This window comes from Brevibacterium spongiae, assembly GCF_026168515.1.
Lineage (GTDB): Bacteria > Actinomycetota > Actinomycetes > Actinomycetales > Brevibacteriaceae > Brevibacterium > Brevibacterium spongiae.
The window spans coordinates 1,262,576-1,280,096 of the sequence record NZ_CP093443.1; the positions used below are offsets into that span (position 1 = coordinate 1,262,576).

17 protein-coding genes are annotated in these 17,521 nt (G+C 65.7%); 11 read left to right on the forward strand and 6 right to left on the reverse strand.

Annotated elements, in window-relative coordinates; genetic code table 11:
• Position 1: 1 nt before the first annotated feature.
• The 8 genes from hemB to ccsB all read left to right on the forward strand — a co-directional run bounded on the left by hemB (position 2) and on the right by ccsB (position 7,741).
• A complete protein-coding gene (gene hemB / locus L1F31_RS05580; protein WP_265419680.1) occupies positions 2-1,042 on the forward strand; it encodes a porphobilinogen synthase in 1,041 nt (346 codons plus the stop codon).
• Positions 1,039-1,503, forward strand: coding sequence for a MarR family winged helix-turn-helix transcriptional regulator (locus L1F31_RS05585; protein ID WP_265419681.1), 465 nt, complete (start codon positions 1,039-1,041; stop codon positions 1,501-1,503). Before hemB ends, L1F31_RS05585 begins: the two co-directional genes overlap by 4 nt.
• Before the next feature lie 88 nt (positions 1,504-1,591).
• Positions 1,592-2,953: a glutamate-1-semialdehyde 2,1-aminomutase gene (gene hemL / locus L1F31_RS05590; protein WP_265419682.1), complete on the forward strand. Its 1,362-nt coding sequence runs from the start codon at positions 1,592-1,594 to the stop codon at positions 2,951-2,953.
• On the forward strand, positions 2,950-3,591 hold the full coding sequence (locus L1F31_RS05595; RefSeq protein ID WP_265419683.1) for a histidine phosphatase family protein: 642 nt from the start codon (positions 2,950-2,952) through the stop codon (positions 3,589-3,591). The genes hemL and L1F31_RS05595 overlap by 4 nt, the downstream gene beginning before the upstream one ends.
• A complete protein-coding gene (locus L1F31_RS05600; RefSeq protein ID WP_265419684.1) occupies positions 3,588-4,184 on the forward strand; it encodes a TlpA family protein disulfide reductase in 597 nt (198 codons plus the stop codon). The genes L1F31_RS05595 and L1F31_RS05600 overlap by 4 nt, the downstream gene beginning before the upstream one ends.
• On the forward strand, positions 4,181-4,945 hold the full coding sequence (locus tag L1F31_RS05605; RefSeq protein ID WP_265419685.1) for a cytochrome c biogenesis CcdA family protein: 765 nt from the start codon (positions 4,181-4,183) through the stop codon (positions 4,943-4,945). The genes L1F31_RS05600 and L1F31_RS05605 overlap by 4 nt, the downstream gene beginning before the upstream one ends.
• Before the next feature lie 113 nt (positions 4,946-5,058).
• Entirely contained in the window at positions 5,059-6,618 is a 1,560-nt protein-coding gene (resB, locus tag L1F31_RS05610) for a cytochrome c biogenesis protein ResB (protein ID WP_265419686.1), read from the forward strand.
• Between the two features lie 106 nt (positions 6,619-6,724).
• The gene (ccsB, locus tag L1F31_RS05615; protein ID WP_265419687.1) at positions 6,725-7,741 is read left to right on the forward strand and encodes a c-type cytochrome biogenesis protein CcsB; all 1,017 of its coding nucleotides are present in this window, start codon (positions 6,725-6,727) and stop codon (positions 7,739-7,741) included.
• 310 nt (positions 7,742-8,051) lie between these two features.
• Here ccsB and L1F31_RS05620 read toward each other — a convergent pair whose 3' ends face one another.
• Positions 8,052-8,507 (reverse strand): PLD nuclease N-terminal domain-containing protein, encoded by a 456-nt coding sequence (locus L1F31_RS05620; protein ID WP_265419688.1) that lies wholly within the window; start codon positions 8,505-8,507, stop codon positions 8,052-8,054.
• A gap of 84 nt (positions 8,508-8,591) precedes the next feature.
• On the opposite strand from L1F31_RS05620, the gene L1F31_RS05625 reads away from it, so the two are divergent.
• Positions 8,592-8,900 carry a DUF4229 domain-containing protein gene (locus tag L1F31_RS05625; RefSeq protein ID WP_265419689.1) on the forward strand — a complete coding sequence of 103 codons (309 nt, stop codon included), beginning with the start codon at positions 8,592-8,594 and terminating at the stop codon, positions 8,898-8,900.
• Positions 8,901-8,996: 96 nt separating this feature from the next.
• Here L1F31_RS05625 and L1F31_RS05630 read toward each other — a convergent pair whose 3' ends face one another.
• From L1F31_RS05630 to L1F31_RS05640, 3 genes are all read right to left on the reverse strand, one after another.
• Complete coding sequence (locus L1F31_RS05630) at positions 8,997-9,929, reverse strand: 1,4-dihydroxy-2-naphthoate polyprenyltransferase (RefSeq protein WP_265419690.1); 933 nt, start codon at positions 9,927-9,929, stop codon at positions 8,997-8,999.
• 78 nt (positions 9,930-10,007) lie between these two features.
• Positions 10,008-11,237, reverse strand: a complete 1,230-nt coding sequence (locus tag L1F31_RS05635) for an AMP-binding protein (RefSeq protein ID WP_265419691.1) — start codon at positions 11,235-11,237, stop codon at positions 10,008-10,010.
• Complete coding sequence (locus tag L1F31_RS05640; RefSeq protein WP_265419692.1) at positions 11,238-12,158, reverse strand: 1,4-dihydroxy-2-naphthoyl-CoA synthase; 921 nt, start codon at positions 12,156-12,158, stop codon at positions 11,238-11,240. It abuts the gene before it with no gap.
• A 64-nt stretch (positions 12,159-12,222) separates the two neighbouring features.
• Between L1F31_RS05640 and L1F31_RS05645 the strand changes: the two genes are divergently transcribed.
• A complete protein-coding gene (locus L1F31_RS05645) occupies positions 12,223-13,398 on the forward strand; it encodes an o-succinylbenzoate synthase (RefSeq protein ID WP_265419693.1) in 1,176 nt (391 codons plus the stop codon).
• On the opposite strand, the gene L1F31_RS05650 is transcribed toward L1F31_RS05645, so the two are convergent.
• Complete coding sequence (locus L1F31_RS05650) at positions 13,391-14,098, reverse strand: hypothetical protein (protein WP_265419694.1); 708 nt, start codon at positions 14,096-14,098, stop codon at positions 13,391-13,393. The two genes, L1F31_RS05645 and L1F31_RS05650, sit on opposite strands and share 8 nt — an antisense overlap.
• A 15-nt stretch (positions 14,099-14,113) precedes the next feature.
• Positions 14,114-15,691, reverse strand: a complete 1,578-nt coding sequence (locus L1F31_RS05655; protein WP_265419695.1) for an alpha/beta hydrolase — start codon at positions 15,689-15,691, stop codon at positions 14,114-14,116.
• Between the two features lie 59 nt (positions 15,692-15,750).
• Between L1F31_RS05655 and menD the strand changes: the two genes are divergently transcribed.
• Positions 15,751-17,505, forward strand: a complete 1,755-nt coding sequence (gene menD, locus L1F31_RS05660; protein WP_265419696.1) for a 2-succinyl-5-enolpyruvyl-6-hydroxy-3-cyclohexene-1-carboxylic-acid synthase — start codon at positions 15,751-15,753, stop codon at positions 17,503-17,505.
• Positions 17,506-17,521: the final 16 nt, after the last annotated feature.

Consider the following 17,521-nt stretch of genomic DNA (forward strand, 5'->3'; position numbering starts at 1 on the left):
CATGTCATTGGTTCCCGGTTCCGTTCGTCCCCGACGACTGCGCACCACCCCGGCGCTGCGCCGGCTCGTCTCCGAGGTGCGCCTGCACCCCGCCGACCTCGTCCTGCCGATGTTCGTCAAGGAGGGCCTGAGCGAACCCCTGCCGCTGAGCGGAATGCCGGGAGTCGTCCAGCACACGCTCGACTCCCTCCTCGAGGCCGCGCGGGAAGCCGTCGCGGCCGGAGTCGGCGGGCTCATGCTCTTCGGCATCCCCGAGCACAAGGACCCGATCGGCTCCCAGGCCGACGATCCGCAGGGCATCCTCAACCGCGCTCTCGCACTGCTGCACGACCACCTCGGCGAGGACACTGTGATCATGTCCGATCTGTGCCTCGACGAATTCACCTCCCACGGCCACTGCGGAGTCCTCGACTCGGCGGGAGCCGTCGACAACGACGCGACCCTCGAACGCTACGCGTCGATGGCTGTGGCGCAGGCCCGCGCCGGCGCCCACGTGCTCGGCCTGTCCGGCATGATGGACGGTCAGGTCGCCTACTGCCGCGAAGCACTCGATGCCGCAGGTTTCACCGACACCGTCATCATGGGCTACACCGCCAAGTACGCCTCCGCGTTCTACGGTCCCTTCCGGGAAGCCGTGGACTCCGAACTCCAAGGCGACCGGAAGACCTACCAGCAGGATCCCGCGAACGGCCGCGAGGCGATGCGCGAACTCGGCCTCGACCTCGCCGAAGGCGCCGACGTGGTCATGGTCAAGCCCGGGCTGCCCTACCTCGACGTGCTCGCCGAAGTCGCCCGCGAATCCATCGTTCCCGTGTGGACGTACCAGGTCTCGGGCGAATACGCGATGATCGAATTCGCTGCCGCGGCCGGAGCCATCGACCGTGAGAACGCGATCGAGGAGTCCCTCCTGTCCTTCAAACGCGCAGGCACCGATGCGATCCTCACCTATTGGGCCACCGAAGTCGCCCAACGCCTCCAGGCCGAAGCCGCCGGCACCACCGCCGCCGGGGGAGCCGCCGCCGCGTCCGGAGCACGGCGATGACCGATACCCGCTGGCTCAATCCCGCGGACCAGAAGGCATGGCGCAGCTACCTCAACGGCTCCCAGCTGCTGAGCGGGCAGCTGGACAAGGAGCTGCGGGAGAAGCACGGCATCGGGCTGCCCGAGTACGAGATCCTCGTGCGTCTGTCCGAGCACGAGGACCGGACGATGCGCATGGCCCTGCTGGCCGCGGACACGACGATGTCCCGGTCCCGGCTGACCCACAGCGTGGCCCGGATGGAGAAGCGCGGTCTGCTCGAACGCTCGACCATCCCCGAGGACGGACGCGGAGTCAACTGCGTGATGACCGAGGCCGGATGGCAGCTGCTGAGCACCGCCGCGCCCGACCATGTCGCAGGAGTCCGCGACCACCTCGTCGATCTCCTCGACCCTGAGGAGATGGCGACGCTGGGCCGCATCTTCACCAAAGTCTTCGACCACCTGAGCGACACCGGCGCCTGAGACGCCGACACCGCGCAACCGAGTACGATCCCGTGACGACAACGACCCGGCCGAATGCACCGACCCGGGCAGAAGCAGAGGAGATCTCATGACGACAGCACCGACGAACTCTCACCCCACCGACGAGTCGGCCGCCCTGTTCACCCGCGCCGAAGCCGTCATCCCCGGCGGAGTCAACTCCCCGGTCCGCGCGTTCAAGGCCGTCGGCGGCACCCCCCGCTTCATCACCGAGGCGACCGGAGCCTGGCTGCGTGACGTGGACGGCAACGACTACATCGACCTCATCGGATCCTGGGGTCCGATGATCATGGGCCATTCCCGCCCCGAGGTCGTCGCCGCAGTGCAGGAGGCCGCGGTCAAGGGCTTCTCCTTCGGCACCCCCTCGACCGGAGAGGTCGAACTCGCCGAGGAGATCGTCTCCCGCATCGACCCCGTCGACCAGGTCCGTCTCGTGTCCTCGGGCACCGAGGCGACCATGTCCGCGATCCGACTCGCCCGCGGGTACACGGGACGGTCCAAGGTCGTGAAGTTCGCTGGCTGCTACCACGGCCACGTCGATTCGCTGCTGGCCCAGGCCGGTTCCGGTCTGGCCACGTTCTCCCTGCCCGACACTCCCGGGGTCACCGGAGCGCAGGCGCAGGACACCATCGTCGTCGACTACAACGACGCCGCCGGACTCGAGGCCGTCTTCGCCGAGCACGGTGAGGACATCGCCTGCGTCATCACCGAAGCCAGCCCCGGCAACATGGGCGTCGTGCCCCCGCGCGACGGGTTCACCAATACCATCCGCCGCCTGACGAAGGCGCACGGTGCGCTGATGATCAGCGATGAGGTGATGACCGGGTTCCGCGTGTCCGCAGCCGGCTGGTACGGCTATGAGGCGGAGACGCTCGGCTACCCGGAGGGCCCGGCCGATCTGTTCACCTTCGGCAAGGTCATGGGCGGCGGCTTCCCCGCAGCGGCCTTCGGCGGACGTGCCGAGATCATGGCCCATCTCGCTCCTGCCGGTCCCGTCTACCAGGCGGGCACTCTGTCGGGCAACCCGGTCGCGACCGCCGCCGGTCTGGCCACACTCAAGCTCACCACAGAACTCGATGTGTACTCCCACATCGAACGGGCCGCCGATCTGCTGCACCCGGCCGTGGCGTCGGCACTCGAGGCCGAAGGCGTCGCCCACGTCATCCAGTCCGCGAACTCGATGTTCTCCGTGTTCTTCACCGATGCCGAGGTGACGAACTACGACGATGCGCGCAGCCAGAACGTCGACCGCTACTCGGCGTTCTTCAACGCCATGCTCGACCAGGGAATCCACATGCCGCCGTCGGCATTCGAGGCCTGGTTCCTGTCCTACGCCCACACCGATGAGATCCTCGACCGCATCATCTCCGCCCTTCCCACAGCAGCAAAGGCGGCGGCCGCGGTGCCCGAGGACTGGAAGGCACAGTCATGAACACCATCCACTTGGTCCGACACGGAGAGGTCGACAACCCGGAGGGGATCCTCTACGGGCGTCTGCCGAATTTCGGATTGACCGACCGCGGCCACGAAATGGCGGCGCGGGTGGCCAAGCACTTCGACGAGGCGACTACCATCCCCGTCGAACTCGTCGCCTCCCCGCTGCTGCGGACTCAGCAGACCATGGCTCCCTTGGCGAAGGCCCTCGACCTGCCGGTATTCGATGACGACAGAGTCATCGAAGCCGCGAATTCCTTCGAAGGGCAGAGGCTCAACGCCAGGCGCCTGGCCGAGCCGAAGAATCTGATCAGGTTGTACAACCCGCTGACCCCGTCCTGGGGTGAGCCGTACAGGCAGATCGTGCTGCGGATGCGCGCCGCGATGGCCAGTCTGCGAGCGAAGCTGACCAACTACGGCCCAGGCGCCGAGGGCGTCATCGTCTCTCACCAGCTGCCGATCTGGGTGACCCGGCTGTCTGGGGAGGGCCGCTCCCTCGTCCACGACCCCCGCAGGCGCGAATGCGACTTGGCTTCTATCACGAGTTTCACATTCGATTCGTCCACACTGGTGTCCGTGAGTTACGAGAGCATCTGCGCCGATCTGCAGCCCGGCACCGCGGTGGCTGGAGCATGAGTTTCGGCAGCCCACTGAACCGCCGCGCACTATTCACCACGGCTCTTGCCGCAGGCTCGGCCCTGGTGCTCAGCGCTTGCGCCGAGAAGGACGAGCTCGCCGATCAGGCCGGCTCCGACAAGGGCTATGTGTCAGGATCGGGAGTCGTGTCGCAGGTGGCCGTCAACGACCGCGGTGAGCCGCTCGACATCGAGTTCGAGACGCTGGACGGGAAGACGATGTCCCTGGCCGAACTGCGGCCGACACCGGTGGTCATCAACCTCTGGTACGCCGCCTGCCCGCCATGCCGGAAGGAAGCCCCGGATCTGAAGTCCGTGGCCGAGAGCTTCGGCGACAGGGCGCAGTTCATCGGCGTCAACGTCCGTGACCAGGCGGCCGCGGCGAACGCATTCATACAGAACTACCAGGTCCCGTACCCGAACATGCTCGACAGCAACGGAGACATGGTCTCACTGCTCTCCGGGGTGCTGCCTCCGCAGGCGACCCCATCGACGGTAGTGCTTGACGCCGAGGGGCGTGCAGCGGCCCGCGTCGTCGGCGAAATCGACGCCTCGACGCTCAGGGGACTCATCGAGGACGTGCGAAACGAGTGAGTGGGCTCGGCGCGGAATTCGCTCAGGCCGTCCTCTCGGGCCCGCTGCTGCTGGCCGCCGGTGCGGCGGCTCTGGCGGGGCTCGTCTCGTTCGTGTCGCCATGTGTGCTGCCGCTCGTACCCGGCTACGTCGGCTACGTCACCGGGCTGTCCGGATCTTCGCTGAGAGACAAAGAGACATGGCGGGTAGCAGTAGGCATCTGCCTATTCGTACTCGGCTTCACGGTTGTCTTCGTTCTGCTGGGAACCAGCTTTGCCGCACTCGGAGCACTGTTCTCCCAATGGCAGTCGATCATCATCCGGATCCTCGGCGTCATCGTCATTGTCGCCGGTTTCGTGTTCATGGGCGGATTCGGTCTGCTGCAGAACGAGCACCGGATCAGGGCCCGGCCACGGGCGGGACTCTGGGGCGCGCCGGTCCTCGGTGCGACCTTCGCCCTCGGCTGGGCACCGTGCGTGGGCCCGACGCTGTCTGCGGTGCTGAGCATGTCGGTGAGCTTCGGTGGTGACGGGATGATCTGGCGCGGAGCTTTCCTCGCCTTCGTCTACTGCCTGGGTCTCGGCGTGCCATTTATCCTTGTGGCGATGGCGATTCATAAGGGAGCAGGACGGCTCGAATGGGTGCGCAGGCACCAGACCGCGATCGTGCGCACCGGCGGCATCATGCTCATCATCCTCGGTGTGCTCATGGTCAGCGGTGTATGGAATATGTGGATGACCTCTCTACAAGGTCTGATCAATGGATTCGAAGTGGTGATCTAGTGGCGGGCACAACCGAAGGCGCGAAAAACACGGAAGCGGGTTCGAGTGCGACCCCACAGTCAAGTGCCGGACCGACTGCTAAGCAGGGAGCGAAGTCGGCTGGAAAATCGACCGTGACGCAGCCGCAGCTGGGTTTCCTCGGCATGTGTCGGTGGGCCTGGACACAGCTGACAACGATGCGCGTGGCACTCATCCTGCTGCTCGTCCTTGCTCTCGCAGCGATCCCCGGTTCGCTGTTGCCGCAGCGCACCCAGGATCCCGGGCGGGTGAACACCTTCCTCGAGAACAACGGGGCGTGGGGTAGATTTCTCGACACAATCCAGATGTTCGACGTCTACTCCTCGGTCTGGTTCTCCGCGATCTACCTGCTGTTGATGATCTCCCTCGTCGGCTGTGTCGTTCCGCGCGCCAAACAGCATTGGAAGGCGATGCGTTCGGCTCCGCCCAAGGCGCCGAGGCGGCTGACCCGGATGCCCGGGTACGTTGCCTTCACAAAGGCTCAGAGCGTCGCCGAATCGCGTGATGAGGCCGATGAGAAGTTCCTCGATGCCGCCGAGACCAGGTTGAAGAAGTCCGGGTACCGGGTCAATCGGCATGCGGACCATGTCGCCGCCGAGCGCGGCTACCTCCGTGAGACCGGCAACCTCGTCTTCCACATCGCCCTGCTCATGGCGACCCTGACGATGGCGATCGGATCGCTCTTCGGCTATGAAGGCCAACGCATCCTCGTTGAAGGTGAGACGTTCACGAATTCGCTCGTCGCCTACGACTCCTTCGACCCGGGTACATATTATACTCCGGACAACCTGCCGCAGTTCCGGCTCAGGCTCGACGATTTCTCAGCGACTTTCGACGATAAGGCTGCGGGTAGCCAGTTCGGTCAGCCCCGTAGCTTCGTCGCCGAGGTGACCTCGATCGTCGAAGGGAAGTCGAAGACGCAGACGCTCAAAGTCAACGAGCCGATCCGTGTAGCCGAGACCGGTATCTACCTCACCGGCAACGGCTACGCACCCGAAGTGACGGTGCGCGACGCCACGGGCAAGGTCGTCCGCTCCGGTCCTCAGGTTTTCATTCCTGCAAACGGGGATCCAGGATATACCTCGGAAGGTGCGATCAAGGTGCCCGACGCGGCAGGGGAGCAAATGGGCTTCGTCGGAGTGCTCCTGCCCACAGCGACACAGAACGAGCAGGGGGATCTCGTGTCGAATTTCGCGGAATTGCGCAACCCGTACCTCGTCATGAGCGGCTACACCGGCGACCTAGGCCTGGATGCTGGCGTCCCGCAGTCGGTCTACACGCTCGACGCATCACAGATGACGCAGATGAAGGATGATTCGGGGAACCCGCTCGTCATCCAGCTCGTGCCCGGCGAGACCCAGCAGTTGCCAAACGGCGGTTCGGTGACCTTCGACGGTGTGAGGCGCTTCATAGCAGTCGACATTTCACAGGATCCGACACAGGCGCTCATGTTCATCAGCTCTGCGCTCGTCCTCATCGGTCTTGGACTCTCCCTCTTCATTCCCCGCCGCCGTGTGTGGGTGCGGATCAAGGGCGATGTCGTAGAGGTGGCGGCCTTGGCCCGCGGCGAAGATCCCATGGTCGAACGCGCCGCGCAGGAAATCGCGAAGGACCTGGGCGGCGATGACCGCGACGATGGCGACAACGAAAGATGAGTCGGACCTGCTACAGGGAGTAGAATCGTCGTGGCGCGGCTTCGTGGAAGCGCTGTGGCAGTCCGACAACCCAGAGAATTGAGCACCGTAGCGGTGCGGAGGAATCATGGACGTCAATACCGATCTGGCGATGTGGTCGAACCAGCTCATCGTCTCTGCGATGGTTGTCTACGCCGTCGCAATGCTCTTCTACGCCTTCGACCTCTTCGGCGGACGCGAGCTGAAGCGGTCGGAGACCGCGACAGCGTCCGCGAAGTCTAGCACCGTGCGACGGACGAATCGGAAGACCGCCACGGCTCTGCTCGACCGACCTGAATCCGGCGAAGGCTCCAGCTCAGGCTCGGACACAGGGGAGTACAGGCTCAAGGACCGCGCGCGCCGCGGCGCACGCATCGGCACCTCATTGCTGGTCCTCGCCATCATCCTCCACGTCGCAGCCGTGCTCACTCGCACTCTCTCGGTCATGCGGGTGCCGTGGGGCAATATGATGGAGTACGTCATGACGGCCACGGCGATCACGGTGCTTGTCTACCTCGTCGTGCTCATCCGTAAGGACGTCCGCTACCTCGGCACTTTCGTTTCCGGTGCCGTGCTGCTGTCCCTTGGACTGGCCATCACGGTGTTCTACACTCCCGCCGCCCAGCTCATCCCCGCGCTCGACTCATATTGGATCGCCATCCACGTGCCAATCGCGATCCTCTCGACCGCGTTGCTATCGATCTCCGCGATCCTCGCGGTCTTCCAGGTCCTCAAGACCGTCAGCGAGACGAGGGACCCGAAGTGGCTGCGGTTCCTGCACCGTCTGCCCTCGAGCACCGACCTCGAACGGAGTTCCTATACCATCGCGGCCGTAGGCTTCATCACCTGGACGTTCACCCTCATCGCCGGTGCGATCTGGGCTGAGGTCGCCTGGAGCCGTTACTGGGGTTGGGACTCGAAAGAGATCTGGACGTTCGTCGTGTGGGTGATCTACGCAGCGTACCTACACGCTCGTGCAACCCGTGGTTGGGGTCCGACGAAGGTGGCTGTGCTCAACCTCATCGGCATCGCGTCGGTCATCTTCAACTTCACTGTCGTCAACATGTACTTCAACGGCTTGCACTCGTACTCCGGCCTCGGCTGAGGTTCCGGACCGGTTGCCGGCGTTCGGCTGCCTGGTATTTGGTCCCGGACCCGTCCGTTTGTGGTCGCTCCACCGAGGCGATCGGCCCATTTCGAGGTTCCGGCCTCGGCGGAGTGACCACAGTTGTGGACTGGGCTGCTCCCTCTCAACTGGGCCCTTGGCGTGATGTCCGCGCGGCGGAACTCAGGGTGCTTGCGGTGAGGACTGATCTGGGTGCTCACCGTTGAGAACTGACGAGGCTTCGTGCACAAGGAGGCTGCATGCACAGGGGAACTTCCCAGGGAGGCTTCGCCTGTGGGGAGGAGAAGCGTCAGTTCGAGCGGCCGCGGCCCTCGCCCTTGGTGCCGTGTTCATCGGTCTCGGCCGAATCGTCGGTCGGACCGTCCGCAGAGGAATCAGAAGAATCATCCTCGCCGGTGGGCCGGCCGGAGTCCTTCTTCGGCTCAGTCGGAGTGTCGTGGTCGTCGGTCATCGGCGCGTGCTTGCCGAGCTTGACCTCACGGTCGACCTGGCGCAGGTATTCGACGTCGTCGTCGGGAGCGGCCTGACCGCGCGGACGGCCGGTTCTCGCCGGCTTGGCTTCGGAGCCGCGCCCGAAGAGGTACCAGAGGACGAAACCGAGAACTGGAATGAAGAGGATGATGAGTGCCCATGCGGGTTTGGGCAGGACTCGAATCAGACCCCGATCCCGCAACAGGCAATCGAAGAGTCCGTACAATGTCACCGCTGCCGCCAAGACGATCGCGGCAATGAGAATTCGAGCCATGCAACAAGGATAGTCCACGAACCTGAGCACGGTCTCAAGCATGCGGTGACGAGACGCCCACAATGGGTGGCTAGAATGGATTGAATGCGCACCTTCTGGCTTTACACTTTTGCTCGCCTCGGCATCATCATCGCCGTGGGCCTCATTCTGTTCCCTTTTCTCGGCTTCAACATGGTCATGGCGCTGGCCGCGATCATTATCGGCGCCTTGCTCAGCTACCTGTTCCTGGGGCGGATGCGTGCCCAGGTGGCCACCGATATCGAAGAGCGGGTGGCGAAACGGGCAGCCAAGCCCGAGCGCAAGGGGGCCGATGAGGAAGCCGAGGATCAGATCATCGCGGACCGCGTCGGCGAGAACGACAGCGTCGGCAAGGACGAAGACACGTCCAAGTAGCAGCGACAAGCCCGAGAATCTACGTCGACTTCAGGCAACAGTGACCGTCCAAGGTCGACGCGCCGAGCAGCAGCGACCGCATCAGAGTCGGCTGCCTCAGAGCGCCATGCCGAGTCCCATCAGTGCCGAGAACGCCAGGGCGGTCAGTCCTGTGGACTTGATCGGCGGGATGAGTCCGGGCCCCGTGGTGCCGCCCAGCACCGTCTTCAGCGGGTTGAGCGCCGGCACGAGTGCGAGGATCGCCAACGCCACTGCGGGATGCCCGTCGAGGATCGCCAGCGCCAGCAGTGCGAACGGAAGCAGAACGAGCACCGCGTAGGCGATGCGGGCGGCATTGTCGCCCAGCCGCACGGCCAGAGTGATCTTGCCGGACTCGATGTCGGTGGGGATGTCGCGGAGGTTGTTGACCATGAGCACCGCCGAGGCGAGCGAACCGATCGCCACGGCACCGGCCCAGCCGCTGAGGCTGAGGTGGCCGACCTGCATCCACATCGTGCCCAAGGTCGCGACGAGGCCGAAGAAGACGAACACGAACACTTCGCCCAGCCCCATGTATCCGTAGGGCTTCTTCCCGCCCGTGTAGTACCAGGCTGCGGCGACTGCGGCGGCGCCGACGAAGAAGAACCACCAGGCCTGCGAGACGAGAATGAGCACGATTCCGGCGATTCCGGCGATTCCGAAGAAGAGGAAAGCCGCTCTTTTGACCGCATGAGGCTGTGCCAGTCCGGTGGCTGTCAGTCGGACCGGTCCGACACGTTCATCATCGGTGCCGCGGATGCCGTCGGAATAGTCGTTGGCGAAGTTCGACCCGATCTGCAGGCACAGCGAGACGATGAGAGCGAGAAGTCCGCGCAGCAGGATCTGCGTCATGCTGACGTGGTCGTCTTTGCCGGTCAGGTCGTCGAGGATGAAGGCGGTGAAGCCGCCGAGCGATCCGATCGCGGCACCGGTGCCGATGAGAACGGGTGAGAGAGCCAGGGGGAGGGTTCTCAGACGAGCTCCCGAAATCCACTGGGCGGCGTCAGCCATAGTCCTCGCTCACCTTCCTGTTGAGACCGCGAACCGTCTCATATTACCGATTGTTCACTTGCAAAGGTATTCGGCGTCTCAGACACCGCTCCCTCCGGCGAGCTTCGCAGCGAGCTCCGCTGCCGCTTTCCGGTCAGGTTTGCCGATCGACCGGCTCGGAATCTCGTCGACTGTGAAGACGAGCTGCGGCAGCAGCTGCCCGCGCATTCCATGATCGAGGCCGCCCAAGCGCCGTGCGAACTCCCGCGGAGTCTCATCCGCGGCGAGCTCCCGACCGTCGGTGGGACGGACGAGAGCGACGATCTTCTTCCCCCATTCGTCGTCGGGCACCCAGGTCACGAGCATCTCAGCGACGCCCTCCCGCTGCCAACTCGGCAGCAGGCCGGTCTCCAAGGCATGCGGGGAGACGTTCGTTCCGCCGGAGACGATGATGTCATCGGCCCGGCCGAGCACCGAGAGCACACCGTCATCGAGGCGGCCCAGATCGCTCGTGTGCATAACTCTGCGCCCTCGGGCATCGACGGTCAATGCGGTTGATGCCACCGGTGTGATGGCTCGTCCGTCGGCCGAGATCTCGACGTAGGTGTCGGCGACGACGGGTCCGCGCAGATCGATGGTGCCCGCCTCGGTGATGGTGATGTCGACTTCGTCGAAGGGGACGCCGTCGTAGACGCACCCGCCCGCTGTTTCGCTCATCCCGTAGGTGCGCACGATATTGAGCCCCGCCTCATCGGCACGGTCGAGCAGTGCGGGAGAGATCGCCGCCCCGCCGAGGAGGATGTGCGTGATCTGTGCCGCCGCCCGGGTGGAGCGTGCGTCCTCGAGGATCCGGTGGAGCTGAGTGGGCACGAGGGAGGTGTACGTGGGGCGGGCGCCCGCCCTTTCCACGAGCGTTTCGACCTCGGCAGCAAAGGAGTCCGCGGTGAATTTCGCCGAGGCGGCCCGCACCGGTGCCCGCCCCGCCAGGCGGGCGCGCAGCTCCACCTGGAAGCCGGCGATGTGATTGACCGGCAGACACAGGTGCCAGTCGCCGGGCCCGGACAGGAACCGTTCGGTCGCCCGCTCCGAGGCGGTGAGCGCCTCGGCCGAGAGCGCCACGGCCTTCGGTTTCCCGGTCGATCCGGAGGTGAAGAGGATGAGCGCCGGGCTTCGGCCCGCGCCCGTCCACAGCCGGGGATCCGCCTCGGTGACGGCGCCTGACCTGGTCGCCGGGAGGACGAGGATCGACGCACCAGCGAGTGCCCGGTCGATGGCCTCGGGCAGCTCTGCGGTGCCGAGTTCGCGGCCGATCACGGTCGGATCGGACACTCAGTAGTACCAGGGGAAGGGCGACCAGTCGGGGTCGCGTTTCTCGACGAAGGCATCGCGGCCTTCGACGGCTTCATCGGTCATATAGCCCAAGCGGGTGGCCTCACCGGCGAAAACCTGCTGGCCGACGAGCCCGTCGTCGACGAGGTTGAAGGCGAACTTGAGCATCCGCTGCGCGTTCGGGGACTTGCCGAGGATCTCACGCGCCATGGCCAGGGCTGCAGTTTCGAGGTCGGCATGCTCGACGACCTCGTTGACTGCTCCCATATCGGCCATCTCCTGCGCAGAGTAGGTGCGGCCGAGGAAGAAGATCTCCCGTGCCTTCTTCTGCCCGACCATCTTCGCGAGATACGCGGAGCCGTAGCCGGCGTCGTAGGAACCGACATCGGCGTCGGTCTGCTTGAACTTCGCGTGCTGAGCCGAGGCGATCGTCATATCGCAGACGACGTGGAGGCTGTGGCCGCCGCCGGCGGCCCAGCCGGGGACGACGGCGATGACGATCTTCGGCATGGTGCGGATGAGTCGCTGGACCTCGAGGATGTGGAGGCGTCCGGCCTGGGCCGGGTCGACGCTCTCGCGGGTCTCACCGGAGGCGTATTGGTACCCGGAGCGGCCGCGGATGCGCTGGTCGCCGCCGGAGCAGAACGCCCAGCCGCCGTCCTTCTCGCTCGGACCGTTTCCGGTGAGCAGAACCGCTCCGACATCGGAGGTCTGGCGGGCATGATCGAGAGCACGGTAGAGCTCGTCGACGGTGTGCGGGCGGAAGGCGTTGCGCACTTCAGGGCGGTCGAAGGCGATGCGCACGCAGCCGATGTCGGCGCCGGTGGCCGGGTCGATGGCCCGGTGGTAGGTGATGTCGGTGAAGTCGAAGCCGGAGACCTCACGCCAGGCAGAAGGGTCGAAGATTTCTGAAACCGTCATGATCCCAAGCCTAACCCGTGCCGGATATGGTCACGAGAAACGCCGTCCGCGCTAGTCTGGGCTTATGTCCGAGACCGCGCGACGACTTCCCGCTTCAGCCTCCGAACCGCTCGATCTGCCTGAGAGGTTCAGTGATGTCATCGAGGACCTGCATGTGCTCAGGCTGCCGATGGTGACGCGATTCCGCGGCATCACCGAACGTGAGGTCGCGGTCTTCGCCGGGCCCGCCGGGTGGGCGGAGTTCTCTCCGTTCGTCGAATACGACACCGCCGAGGCCAGCCGCTGGCTGCGTGCGGCCCTCGAATTCTCCGGTCTGACCCCTCCCCTCACAGGCGGGAGATCGGGTGCGGCACAGAACTCTGGCACCGAGGCGGCAGGCGGCACCGAGGCGGCTCCCGCCTCATCGTCGCAGGCTCGCACCGTGACCGAAACCGTGGACGTCAACGGCACTCTTCCGGCGTGCCCGCCATCGGAGGTCGAGACGATCCTCGCCCGGTACGGGCACGTGGGCACGGTCAAGGCGAAGGTCGCCGAGCGCGGAATCGACTCGTTGGACGACGACCTTGCACGGCTGCGCGAATTCCGCAGACTGTTCCCGGATACGACTCTGCGTCTGGATGCCAACGCCGGCTACGGCCCCGATGACGCGCTGACGGCCTGCGAGGAGTTCGCGGCCTTCGACCTCCAATACTTCGAGCAGCCCGTGCCCGGGGTCGAACAGCTGGCCGAGCTGCGCCGTGAACTGGAGCGGCGGGATCTGCCGATCGTGCTCGCCGCTGATGAGTCGATCCGCAAGGCCGAGGATCCGCTGCGGGTCGCCGAACTCGGTGCCGCCGAGGTCATCATCGTCAAGGTCCAGCCGCTGGGTGGGATCGGTCCGGCCCTCGATGTCATCACCGCCTCGGGACTGCCCGCGGTCGTGTCCTCGGCCCTCGAGTCCTCAGTCGGGTTGGCCGCCGGTGCCGAACTGGCCGCCCGGCTGCCGCGCACTGACTCGAGCCGGGACCTCCTCGGTGAGCGTGTGGCATGCGGACTGGGCACGGCACGACTCTTCACCACCGACCTCGTGGACGACGAAGACGCCCTGAAGCCGGTCGACGGCGCCATCCCGGTCAGACGAATCACCCCGGACCCTGACCGCGTGCAGTCGCTGGCGGTGGATCCGGGGCGTTTCGAATGGTGGGTGAAGCGGTTCGAGGACTGCTGGGCGCACCTGCGGTCTGCGAACCGGTTCAGCTAGCGTTCTTCACGGCCTTGACGAAGGCGTCGGCGGTCTTCGTCACCGTCGCCTCTTCGACATCGGCGATATTGGACACGGCGACGATGTTGTTGCCGACGCGGGCGGTGACGATGCGCAGTTCCATGGCGGTCTGTCCGCCGGCTTCGACGTTCGCGACGACCCCACTGGTCTCATCGGCCCCGGCCACTTCGACGTCGAAGGTCTTGTACTTCATCTGCATTTCGACGCCCGCGGTCTTGACCTTCACATCGCTGCATTCCTTCGCAATGGTCGAGGAGCCCTCGAGCTGGGTCTTCGCCCCGTCCTCGTCATCGAAGCTCGACAGGCCCGCGGACACGATGTTGTCGGTCGAGGTTCCGGCGACCGTCGTGCCCCCCGAAGCGAGGTTCGCGTTGAGCATGTTGAGAGTGATGTCCTTGCACTTGGCCGGCTCGAACTCCGAAGCTTCCAGGGCCTTGGCCGCCTCACCGCTGGCGTTGCCGGCACCGTCGACGGCCTTGAACGACTGGCCCTCGGCCTTCGTCGATTCGAGGATCTCCTTGAGCTTCGCCTCGTCGAGCTTCTCAGCTTTCGGAGCCTCCTCGACGGCGGCCTTCGACGCATCGTCGCCGCCGTCCTTCGGTGCGGAGTCGCCGCCACCGGTGCACCCGACCAGGGACAGGCCTGCGCAGAGAGCGATGGCTGGGAGTATGCGTTTCATGATGGACCTCTCGAGTCAGCGTTCAGAAGAATCTGCGGCCGCGGAATCCCGGCCGCTCTCAATATATGCGCCAGCGGGCGATTCCGTCGTCTCTGACTGTGCCGGATCTGACACATCGCCGGCAGTGCTCTGTCCGGAGCTCGTGTTCGCGATCCGCCGGTCGTGGGCTTCGTCCGGGGCCCGCCCGCCGTCGATGGCCGCGTCCTCCGGCGCCGAGGTGATCCGCACTGTCGTCACCTCGTCCTGTCCCAGCGTGGTGAAGTGCTGAGTGCGCTTTCCGGGGATGATCGGGTCATGCATCGCCGCGGCCAGGCGTCCGGTGATCGTCAGACGTCCCTTCTTGTCGGCTCGCTGCTGGTAGGCGTTGTCGCCTCTGGGGCCGGTGACGGCAATGTCGTAGCGCCGTCTGGGTTCGAACAGTCCCGGTGTGCGGACGCGGAAGCTGCCGGTCCCTGTCAGTGAGAACCCGGCGCCGCTGACCGCGTCGAAGCGCACGATCTGCGCGCGGCGACGGGAGATCTCCACCCTCCACCCGTGGATGTCGAAGAGGGCATGACCGGTGAGGTGGGTGAACGTCCCACCATCGGCGACCCTGTTGACCGACCGATCCGAACTCGAATAGTCCCGTCGTCTCTCCAGCGTCTTCAGCCAGGCGCCGAGCTCACGTTCCCAGCTGTTCCAGTTGTGCAGTCCGCTGGTGCGCGGATACCAGGAATGGCGGATGCCGAGTGCATTGAGGCGGGCGGCGAAGCGCTCGCCCTGGCTGTTGACCATCGATTCGAGCAGATCCCGATCCTTTGCGCCCTCCACACTGCCGGAGCCGGCACTGAACCACAGGTCGAGGCCGGCGAGGTTCTCGGCCAGCGCATACGGTGAGTTCGCCATCCATTCGCTGCGATCCGCGACGGGATCGCCGAAGAGCGTCATCGATCGTGCCCCCTCGCGCATGGCGATGATGTCGAAGGCCGGGACGGTGGCCAAGGGGTCCAGTGGTGACGAGAACGCGGCCGCCGCGCCGTACCGATCAGGGTGCCAGGCCGCGTATTTCATCGCCCCGTACCCGCCCATCGACAGCCCCGCGAGCAGCTGATTCTGCGGCGCGAAGTCGACGGAGTAGGTCGCGTCGAGGAAGGCCGGGATCTCTTCGGTGTGGAACCGCGGCCAGTCGTGGACCTCGCTGCCGACCGCCAGCCGCGAATACGAGCCTGCCCCGCCGTCGGGCATGACGACAAGATAAGGGGAATCGAGGGTGAGCTCCTCAGCCGACCCGAAGTCGGTCCAGGACCGGAAGTCATCGCCGCCGCCGTGGTACAGGTGGATGACGGGGCTGACCTCTGCGGGGATCCCCGGCAACAGCACGCGCACCCCGACGGTGCGGCCGAGGGCGGGGGAGTAGAGGAAGAATTCGCGCAGCCTCGGCGAGAGCTTCCGCTTGTCCCGGATGTGCCAGGAGCGGGCGTCCTTGCCGCGTGGTTCGGGGCCGAGGAACGCGCTGTTCTGTTCGAGGGCGGGGTACCGTCCGCGATGGGATCTGGCCGCGGTCAGAGTGCGGATGGCACGAGCTCCCATCGCGATGATCAATGAGCGGCGCATGCGTTGAGGCTAGAGGGCGGAGATGAACCTCAGGTGGGCAAGTGGTTGAATATCAGGTGATGTCGAATTCGAGCGCAGCGGCGCAGCAGATAGCCCGGAGCCTGATCCGGTCCGGGGTCACAGACGTGGTCATCGCCCCCGGGTCCCGGTCCGCTCCCTTGGTGTACGCGCTCGCACCTCTCGCCGAGGCGGGCCTCATCCGCACCCATGTGCGCGTCGATGAGCGTGATGCCGGGTTCCTCGCCCTCGGTCTGGCGCGAGGTCTGCGTGCGCGGGGACAGGAATCTGCGGTCGCGGTCGTGACGACGTCCGGTTCGGCCGTGGCCAATCTCCACCCGGCCGTCCTCGAAGCCTCCTACGGGCATCTGCCGCTGCTGGCGCTGACCGCCGACCGGCCGGCCAGGCTGCGGGCGACCGGTGCGAACCAGACCATCGACGACCAATCACAGGTGCTCAGCGACGTCCGTGCCCGTTTCGATATTCCCGCCGGTGAGACCGCAGAAACAGTCGATCGCGCGGTCGTCGACGCTGTCACGACGTCGATGGGTCGCATCGGCGGCACCGGCACCGAGGCGGCCGGACCGGTCCAGTTCAACGTGCAGTTCGACACCCCGCTCGTTCCCACCCCGGAGGAGCTGAGCGCGTGGACGGACGAGATCGCGGGGCTCGCAGAGAGCGGCGCTGCGAGCACTGAGACCCACTTCTCAGAAGTGGAGCGCGACGGTGCAGGGAACGGTCCGCAGACATCCGCCGAAGTCACCATCACCGAGGGAACGGTCATCGTGGCCGGAGACGCCGGCGGGCATTCGGCCGAATCTCTGCGCGTGCTCGCTTCTGACCACCATCTGCCGGTGCTTGCCGAGCCTTCGAGCCCACTGGCCCGCACCGCTGCTGATCCGTCGAACTCCTCGGCTTCCGGAACAGCCGAACTTTCGACGATTGTGCCCGCTCATGCCCGCGTGCTCGGCGAACACCCCGAGCTGCGTGAGGCGGTCCGCACCGTCATCGTCCATGGCAAACCGACTCTGACCAGGCCTGTTGCTGCGCTGCTCGCCGACGAATCCGTGCGGGTCCAGCGGGTGCCCGATGACGTCGACGCGCTCGATCTTAGGCTCGCGGATGAGTCCGAAGATGCGGCGAGCTCGGGGCCGGCGTGGGTGCGTGAGTGGATCGCTGCGGGGGAGGGGTTCGTCTCGACCGCCTCGGCGAGCGATTTCCAGTCGACGGCACGAGCGGTCACCGAGCACCTCGCGGCACAGGACATCACTCTCTTCGTCGCGAGCTCGAACTCGGTGCGCTACCTCAGCGAGGCCACCGACATCCGTGCCCGCATCCACGCCTCGCGGGGACTGGCCGGCATCGACGGGCTCGTCTCCACCGCCACAGGACTGTCCCTGGGGCTGGGGGAGCCTGTCGTCCTGCTCATCGGCGATATCGCCATGCTCCACGACATCGGCGGACTGCTCACCCCGAGCGCCGAGGAAGCCGGTGAGGTGACGATCGTGGTGCTCAACGACGATGGTGGGGCGATCTTCTCCGGACTCGAACACTCGCAGCCCCACCTCGCCGGATATCTGGAACGCTACTTCACTGTCCCGCACGGGCGCGGTTTCGCCGAACTCGCCGCCGCCTACGGCTGGGAGTACACCCAGGTGAGCAGGTCAGCGGAGTTCGAACGAGCCTTGTCCGGCAGCGTCAACACTGACGTTCATGGCGCTGACGTGTCCGGAACAGACCCTTCCGGAACAGACCCTTCCGACGGTGACGCCGCAGGGGGCGTGCGTCGCATCATCGAGGTGACACCGGCCCGCTGAGCACCGCCCGTCGCTG

Bases quoted from the DNA above. Each gene is read 5' to 3' on its own strand.
- hemB (WP_265419680.1), top strand. From the start codon at position 2: ATGTCATTGGTTCCCGGTTCCGTTCGTCCCCGACGACTGCGCACCACC.
- L1F31_RS05585 (WP_265419681.1), top strand. From the start codon at position 1,039: ATGACCGATACCCGCTGGCTCAATCCCGCGGACCAGAAGGCATGGCGC.
- hemL (WP_265419682.1), top strand. From the start codon at position 1,592: ATGACGACAGCACCGACGAACTCTCACCCCACCGACGAGTCGGCCGCC.
- L1F31_RS05595 (WP_265419683.1), top strand. From the start codon at position 2,950: ATGAACACCATCCACTTGGTCCGACACGGAGAGGTCGACAACCCGGAG.
- L1F31_RS05600 (WP_265419684.1), top strand. From the start codon at position 3,588: ATGAGTTTCGGCAGCCCACTGAACCGCCGCGCACTATTCACCACGGCT.
- ccsB (WP_265419687.1), top strand. From the start codon at position 6,725: ATGGACGTCAATACCGATCTGGCGATGTGGTCGAACCAGCTCATCGTC.
- L1F31_RS05620 (WP_265419688.1), bottom strand. From the start codon at position 8,507: ATGGCTCGAATTCTCATTGCCGCGATCGTCTTGGCGGCAGCGGTGACA.
- L1F31_RS05625 (WP_265419689.1), top strand. From the start codon at position 8,592: ATGCGCACCTTCTGGCTTTACACTTTTGCTCGCCTCGGCATCATCATC.
- L1F31_RS05630 (WP_265419690.1), bottom strand. From the start codon at position 9,929: ATGGCTGACGCCGCCCAGTGGATTTCGGGAGCTCGTCTGAGAACCCTC.
- L1F31_RS05640 (WP_265419692.1), bottom strand. From the start codon at position 12,158: ATGACGGTTTCAGAAATCTTCGACCCTTCTGCCTGGCGTGAGGTCTCC.
- L1F31_RS05645 (WP_265419693.1), top strand. From the start codon at position 12,223: ATGTCCGAGACCGCGCGACGACTTCCCGCTTCAGCCTCCGAACCGCTC.
- L1F31_RS05650 (WP_265419694.1), bottom strand. From the start codon at position 14,098: ATGAAACGCATACTCCCAGCCATCGCTCTCTGCGCAGGCCTGTCCCTG.
- L1F31_RS05655 (WP_265419695.1), bottom strand. From the start codon at position 15,691: ATGCGCCGCTCATTGATCATCGCGATGGGAGCTCGTGCCATCCGCACT.
- menD (WP_265419696.1), top strand. From the start codon at position 15,751: ATGTCGAATTCGAGCGCAGCGGCGCAGCAGATAGCCCGGAGCCTGATC.